The 7,202-nt window shown below is 60.4% G+C and carries 8 protein-coding genes and 1 pseudogene; 1 reads left to right on the forward strand and 8 read right to left on the reverse strand.

What is annotated here, in order from left to right:
• Window positions 1-409 precede the first annotated feature (409 nt).
• From WBP53_RS10040 to lptM, 8 genes are all read right to left on the reverse strand, one after another.
• Window positions 410-1,024, reverse strand: a complete 615-nt coding sequence (locus WBP53_RS10040) for a hypothetical protein (protein ID WP_423928489.1) — start codon at window positions 1,022-1,024, stop codon at window positions 410-412.
• Window positions 1,025-1,187: 163 nt separating this feature from the next.
• Window positions 1,188-2,525 carry an ATP-dependent protease ATPase subunit HslU gene (hslU, locus tag WBP53_RS10045; protein ID WP_423928491.1) on the reverse strand — a complete coding sequence of 446 codons (1,338 nt, stop codon included), beginning with the start codon at window positions 2,523-2,525 and terminating at the stop codon, window positions 1,188-1,190.
• A gap of 117 nt (window positions 2,526-2,642) precedes the next feature.
• On the reverse strand, window positions 2,643-3,176 hold the full coding sequence (gene hslV / locus WBP53_RS10050; RefSeq protein ID WP_423928493.1) for an ATP-dependent protease subunit HslV: 534 nt from the start codon (window positions 3,174-3,176) through the stop codon (window positions 2,643-2,645).
• A gap of 188 nt (window positions 3,177-3,364) precedes the next feature.
• Window positions 3,365-3,706, reverse strand: a complete 342-nt coding sequence (locus tag WBP53_RS10055) for a PRC-barrel domain-containing protein (RefSeq protein WP_423928495.1) — start codon at window positions 3,704-3,706, stop codon at window positions 3,365-3,367.
• A gap of 369 nt (window positions 3,707-4,075) precedes the next feature.
• Window positions 4,076-4,969: a tyrosine recombinase XerC gene (locus WBP53_RS10060; protein ID WP_423928497.1), complete on the reverse strand. Its 894-nt coding sequence runs from the start codon at window positions 4,967-4,969 to the stop codon at window positions 4,076-4,078.
• Between the two features lies 1 nt (window position 4,970).
• The gene (locus WBP53_RS10065) at window positions 4,971-5,657 is read right to left on the reverse strand and encodes a DUF484 family protein (protein ID WP_423928499.1); all 687 of its coding nucleotides are present in this window, start codon (window positions 5,655-5,657) and stop codon (window positions 4,971-4,973) included.
• Entirely contained in the window at window positions 5,650-6,480 is an 831-nt protein-coding gene (gene dapF, locus WBP53_RS10070) for a diaminopimelate epimerase (RefSeq protein WP_423928501.1), read from the reverse strand. Before dapF ends, WBP53_RS10065 begins: the two co-directional genes overlap by 8 nt.
• Window positions 6,481-6,491: 11 nt before the next feature.
• Window positions 6,492-6,617, reverse strand: coding sequence for an LPS translocon maturation chaperone LptM (gene lptM / locus WBP53_RS10075; protein ID WP_423928503.1), 126 nt, complete (start codon window positions 6,615-6,617; stop codon window positions 6,492-6,494).
• 123 nt (window positions 6,618-6,740) lie between these two features.
• Here lptM and WBP53_RS10080 point away from each other — a divergent pair.
• Window positions 6,741-7,202, forward strand: a pseudogene (locus WBP53_RS10080) (hypothetical protein); the annotation flags it as partial.

The raw sequence follows: 7,202 nt of genomic DNA on the forward strand, positions 1-7,202 counted from the left end.
GTATTCGGCTGGCAGTCGGAACACCAACCCGTCGTCGAATCCCACTTCAAGATCGTGCGAGGCTTTGTGCAGGATTATCTGGGTCGGGGTGGGCATGGCTTCGGATTTCGAAATTCGGGGTGGGTAAAATTCTGCCGCGTGCGGCACAGCGTCGATTCAGGGAATCCCGAAACGGGAATGGAGAATGGGTCCAAGCAGAGAAATAGCATGAACCGCCGAGGGTCGCCCCTTCGGCGCCCAACAGTCGGCGTCGATGGCGTGGGTCAGGCAAGTGCGAAAGCGGTACGTCGCGAAATGCTGATCTAGCGTTTCTCCATTCCCTGTTGACTCGCCGCTTCCTGCGGCTCGCCCTTCGGGCCAGCTTCGCTGCTCGTTTCGACATCCTGTCTACACAGTCCCACCCCGGGTCCTAATGAACCGAGTCGGAAATCGGCACGCGCGGGCTCAACGGACCGGTCGGTGATCCGGCGACCAGCCACAACGCTTCGAGATAGCCGGTGCCGAACCCTATCGAACAGATTTCGTCGAAACCGTAGTCGCCGGCATCTGCGTGCCAGTGCGCATTCGGATCCACCTCGCGCACCAGCAAGGCATCGCCTTCCACACCGACCAGTTGTCCGATGTAGCTGACCTCGCCGTCTTCATCCTCAAGCACATTGATCGAGAGCAGGGGTGCCATGCGCATGGCGGCTTCGGCGATCTCCGTCCAGTTGTCGAGCGGAAAATCCTTCGGGATGGTCAGCGCCTCATCACGCATGGCCAGCGCTTTCTCGACAAATTCCCTGGACGGGTCTTCCTCGATCTGGCTCAGGTCGGCGATGGTCAGAACAACATAGCCATCAAAACGCATCGCGTCTCCGACCTCGGCAATCAGGCAAAAATCGCGGGAAAGCCCAATGACATAGCCGTGAATCCAGCCTGGCTGGATCTTTTCGCGGGCAAACCGCATCGGAATGCGTGCTTCAAACGCCTCGCGCAACACGGCACGGACACCAGTGGATCTGAACGGGACAACAGTACTCATAGGTCTATGGTCGGATGAATGGCTGGTGGCTGCAAGTTTGCAGCCGGGAATCGCCTGAAGGCTGGGAATGGGGAATAGGGAATGGGTCCAAGCAAGGCGGAAGCAGAAAGCAGCCATGGACTGCTCGTTCCACTCCCCAACCTCCATTCCCCACTCCGGGCTCCTAGAGAATGTAGCGCGACAAATCCTCGTTCTTGACCAGTTCGCCCAGGTGGGCGTCCACATAGGCGGCGTCGATGATGAACTCGCCACCTTCCTGATCCGATGCGGCAAAGGAAATTTCGTCGAGCAGACGCTCAAGCACGGTATGCAGGCGCCGGGCGCCGATGTTTTCCGTGCTCTCGTTGACCTGGAAGGCTACCTCGGCGAGGCGCTTGATGCCTTCCTCGGTAAATTCGAGCTTGACGCCTTCGGTGCCCAGCAAGGCGGTGTACTGCTTGGTCAGTGCATGTTGCGGCTCGCTCAGGATTCGGCGGAAATCATCAGCGGTCAATGCGGTCAGCTCGACTCGAATCGGAAACCGCCCCTGCAATTCGGGAATCAGGTCAGACGGCTTGGCCAGCGAAAACGCTCCCGATGCAATGAACAGGATGTGATCGGTCCTGACGATGCCGTGCTTGGTCGACACCGATGAACCTTCGACCAGAGGCAGCAGATCGCGCTGCACACCTTCGCGACTGACGCCCGCACCGCTGAACTCACCGCGCTGGGCCACCTTGTCGATTTCGTCGATGAAGACGATGCCGTTCTGCTCGCAATTGTCGATCGCGTGCTGCTTGATTTCTTCGTCGTTGACCAGCTTGCCGGCTTCTTCCTCGATCAGCAGCGGCCGTGCCTGGGCCACGCTGAGCTTGCGCTTCTGCGTCTTTGATCCGGCCAGCGACTGGAACATGCCGTGCAACTGGTTGGTCATCTCTTCCATGCCCGGCGGCGCCATGATTTCGACGCCAACGTTGAGGGCGATCTCGATTTCGATCTCGCGATCATCGAGTTGACCCTCGCGATACTGCTTGAGAAGTTTCTGGCGCGTGTCGGCAGCGCGATCATCCGCTGGCAGGGGCTCATTGGCGAAACCCACCGACTGGCGGCGCGGCAGCAAGGCATCGAGGATGCGATCTTCAGCCCGATCCTCTGCCTGCGAGCGAACGCGACTCTTGGCCTGCTCGCGCGCCATCTTGACCGAGGCTTCAGCGAGATCACGAATGATCTGCTCGACATCCTTGCCGACATAGCCAACTTCGGTGAACTTGGTCGCCTCGACCTTGATGAACGGCGCGTTCGCCAATGTGGCCAGGCGTCGCGCGATCTCGGTCTTGCCGACACCGGTCGGCCCGATCATCAGGATGTTCTTGGGGGTTACCTCGTTGCGCAACTCAGGCTCGAGCTGCATCCGCCGCCAACGGTTGCGCAAGGCGATCGAAACCGCCCGCTTGGCCGCATTCTGGCCAATGATGAAGCGGTCAAGTTCATGGACGATTTCGCGGGGGGTCATAGATTGCATGGGTTGGAGCCGGGAATGGGGAATGGGGCAGGAGCAAGGACAGGAAAACGAGTATCAGGATAGGGTGGAGAAGGAGTCGGAGCCGGCGACTTCGCTTCTACGATTCCCCATTCTCGATTACAGCTCTTCGACCGTCACATTGCCGTTCGTATAGATGCAGATGTCACCGGCAATCTTGAGAGCCTGTTCGACAATCGTGCGGGCATCCAGGTCGGTGTTCTCCATCAAGGCTTTGGCCGCAGCCTGGGCAAACGGGCCACCGGAGCCAATCGCGATCAGGCCATTTTCCGGTTCGACGACATCGCCGTTGCCGGAAATCAGCAGGGAAACTTCCTTGTCGGCCACGGCCAGCATGGCTTCGAGACGACCGAGGCGGCGGTCGGTGCGCCAGTCCTTGGCCATTTCCACGGCGGCGCGAGTCAGATTGCCGCTGAATCGTTCGAGCTTTGCCTCGAACAATTCGAACAGGGTAAACGCGTCTGCGGTTGCTCCAGCGAACCCGGCCAGCACGTCGCCCTTGCCAAGGCGCCGCAGTTTGCGCGCATTCGCCTTCATGATCGTATTGCCCAGCGTGACCTGGCCATCCCCACCGATGACGACCTTGCCGTTGCGGCGAACGGAAACAATGGTGGTGGCGTGAAAGGATTCCATCGATTTTCCACATACGTCCGGGATCGCTTGATCTGGGGGCCAGACCCGCCATTCCAAGGGATCAAGAGGAAAATTCATGCTTCGCGGCGCTGAATGAATGGCCGATTCCGTGGCGTTTGCGAGGGTGCAGGCACGAAAAAGGGATCGGCGCAGTGCCGATCCCCGTTTTCACCGATGTCGCATTGTCATCAGCGGGCGTAGTAGGCCCCCACGCTGCTCACGAACGAGGGGTCGGCGAAGTTGGGCCAACGGTCCTTGTCGAATCCGGGCGCATCCTTGAGACGCTCCTTGCTTACATTGAGAACCAGCTTGTGATTCTCGTGATCGATGGTGAACGCCTTCCACGGCACGGCAAAGAGCTTGTCGCCCAAGCCGAGGATGCCGCCGTAGGAAACCACCGCGTAGGCAATCTCACCACTCGTCGTGTTCAGCATGATTTCCTTCAGCTCTCCCAGCGATTCATCCTGCGCGTTGCGGATGTTGTCGCCGATAAGGGTTGTCGCGGACATGAACATGGATGGATTACTCATGAGAAATTTCTCCTTGACGTTTTTGGTAGCCAGCGAAGCAAATTCGCGGTGAGCACAGCCTGCCAAGGCAAGGATGAATCGCACATCAAGCGGCCATTTCACGTTCACGTCGTTGTCAGAATTCGTTCACGAAGAATTCCGAAAACGTACGGCTGCGGGCGAGCAAAGGATGAGTGCGTCCGCGTGGAAACACGCGGCTGCGCCAGCCAGGGAGTCGAGCAAGACGGCGGTGCAAGCCTGCAGGGTCGGATCAGGCGCAAGAGAACGCAAGCCTTCCGATTCCGCTATCCGCAGTTACGGTGCCAGCCGACGGGCCATGCATCTGCCGGGCGTTTTGGGGCGCAATGCCAGGCTTTTCTCAAGCCGACATCACGATTTCTTCTTCGCCCGAGGATGTGCGGCATCGTAAACCTTGGCCAGGTACTGAAAATCCAGATGGGTATAGATCTGCGTCGTGCCAATATCGGCATGGCCGAGCAGCTCCTGCACGGCGCGAAGATCACCCGATGACTCGAGCAGGTGACTTGCGCAGGAGTGTCGCAGCAAGTGGGGATAGACGCGCTTCCACACGCCCTGGTCGCGCGCGCGTCGCTTGAGTCTCGTGCGTACTCCGTTGGTACTCAACGGGCGCCCGTTGCGACCACGCAGGATGAGATCGTCGTCGCCACCCCTATCCTGTACGCGCAACGCATCAAGTGCATGCAAGGCCTGTCGACCGACCGGAACGATGCGCGTCTTCGACCCCTTGCCGGTGACCCTGAGCATGCCCTCGCCCGTGTCCAGGTCACGCCAGCGAATGCTGACGATCTCGGCGACTCGCAGCCCGCTCGAATAAAGCAGTTCCAACATCGCGCGATCGTGCACGGCCTCAGCATCATCAGTCGGAAACTCGAGCAATGCACCCATCTCGTCGGCATCGAGTACCTTCGGCAACTTGCGCGGAATTTTCGGCGAACGTACGCCCACGGCCGGGTTCACCTTTACTTCGCCGTCACGGGCGAGAAAGCGAAAGAAGCTGCGACAGGAGGATAGAAACAAGCCGAGGCTGGCCGGGGCCAGACCTCCGCGATGCAGCTCGGCGAGCAAGGATTGCAGTTGCGCGCTGCGTAAGTCGCTCCAGTGTTGCAGGCCGAGTCGATCCGCGTGGGCGACCAACTTCGTCAGTGCGCGGGCATAGTTGTCGAGCGTGGATGCGGAGTAACGTCGCTCCACGCGCAGATAGCCGAGATAGCGATCCACCGCGCTGCCGAGCGACGCGGTCATGTCAATCGTCGCCGGCGTATCGACTCACGGCGGTCGACATGGCTTCGGCGATCAGGCGCAGGAATACGGTGCCCATGCCTGGATGGAAGCGGTTGGCATCGTGGCTTCCGATGGCAAGCATGCCAACCTCACCTATGGAGAGCAGCACGGCTGACTGTACCTCTTCGGCACGAGTACCGAACAGGGCATCGAGCTTGTCCTGTTGCAGGCGACCGCAGAGTGGCTCGCCACGCCTGAGAAAATCGGTGAATGCCGGCATCGACGAAGCGCCATCGGCTTCGACCAGCAACCAGTCAGCAGCAGGCAGATCCGGATCACCCTGGAACAACACGACACGGACGAGGTCGGTGTGGAAATCCTCGGTCAGGCTGGCGACCACGCCCTTGACGGTGTCTGCCAGGCTCGCTGCCCGCATCAACGAGAGCGTCAGGGTATGCACGCGCACCATCAGGGTTTCATTCTCGTGCGCGATTTCAATCAGGTCATGCAGGCGACGCGACAGCTCGTTGTTCTTGTCGCGCAGCACTTCGAGCTGATAGCTGGCCAGCGAGGCCGCCGGACCCTGCTCGCGCGGCAGGCGCAGCAACATGGCGATGTCGGGAAACTCCTTGAGAAAATCCGAGTTGCGTCGCAGGTAGCTGGCGACCTCCATCGCGTTCAGGCCGTCTTTTACGCTCAACTCACTCATGCCAAACTCCTTCAAATGCAAATGTTGCCGGGCCAGTCATCCACAGGGAATGTCCGCGCCCCTGCCATTGTATTTCGAGCACGCCGCCCGGCAGGCTGACCACGACCTCGTCACTCAGCTTGCCGCGCTGACGCAATACGGCAACTGCAGCGCAGGCACCAGTGCCGCAGGCCAGCGTTTCGCCGACACCGCGCTCCCAGACGCGCAGCTCAATTTCCGATTTCGACAGGATACGGGCAAAGCCCACGTTGCAGCCGCGCGGAAATGCGCCCGAGTGCTCGATCTGGGGACCCAGTACGTCAACCGCGGCGGATCCGATATCGTCAACCTCGATGACCGCGTGCGGATTGCCCATCGAGACAGCACCAAATTCCACGGATCTCCCGAGTAGATCTATGGAGTAGCGATCGAGTTCGCGCGGCATGTCCAGCGGTAGAGCGGCAGGCGCAAACCGAGGTTCGCCCATGCCTACGCGAACACGTCCATTGGGCAGGATCTCCACGCCAACCGGGCCGGATGGACTCATCAGGCTGACCGGGCCATCACCAAGTGCGCCATCACGGGCCAGCCAGGCCGCAACGCAGCGGACGCCATTGCCGCACTGTCCGGAACGAGATCCGTCGGTGTTCCAGATCCCGTAGGCGTAGGCGCAGCCCTCGTCCGTGCTTGGCTCAATGCTCAGCAGTTGGTCAAAACCGACACCGGTATGTCGATCGCCGAGGCGCCGGATAGCGTCGGTGTCCAGACGAAAGGGGTGGGTTCGGCAATCGACGATGACGAAATCGTTGCCGATGCCGTGCATCTTGGAGAAGGCCAGGGCCAAGTCGTGTGGCCTCAGTCCGAGGTCGGCGCAGGATTGGCCGGCTCGGGCGTGGGTTTGACCAGTTCCCCCTTGGCGCCACAGGCCGACAGCGCGGCAGCAAGCAGGAGGATCGACAACAGGCAGGAGATGCGTCGCATGGAAGGGCTCGGTCCGGAGGTTCTCGATTTTGAGTATAGCGCCGGACCACCTTCATGAAGGAACTCTGACCTGGCTCAGGGCTGACTGCGCACGACCTTGCGCCAAGAAGGTATGCTCGGGCCATGCCGCTGACACCGATCCTCATTGCGCTCTACATATTCGCTGGATTCTGCGCGCTGTTTGCGCTGATCAACGGCGTCGGTGCGCGCCGACGATGGCGCGAGCGGCACCGCTTTTCCGCCTGCCATCGCACGCTGTGGGTACTCGTGTTCGTACTGCTGGCTCTTCTCGGTGCATTTTCGGCAACGGCCCTGCTCGGCTATCGCAGGCTGACCGAAGAAACCACCCTCGCCCTGATTCAGGCGCGCCAGATCGAGCCGCAACGCTTTTCCGTGCGGATCGACTTTCCCGATGGTAGCCATCGCGGATTCGAACTGAATGGCGACCAGTGGCAGCTTGATGCGCGCGTGATCAAGTGGGAGCCGCGAGCCGTCATGCTGGGCGCACCTACTCTTTACCGGATCGACCGGATCAGCGGGCGCTACATCGACACCGAACACGAAAACGAGCGCCGGCGCACGGTG

The sequence above is a fragment of the Dokdonella sp. genome (genome assembly GCF_049593775.1).
Classification (GTDB): Bacteria; Pseudomonadota; Gammaproteobacteria; order Xanthomonadales; family Rhodanobacteraceae; genus Dokdonella.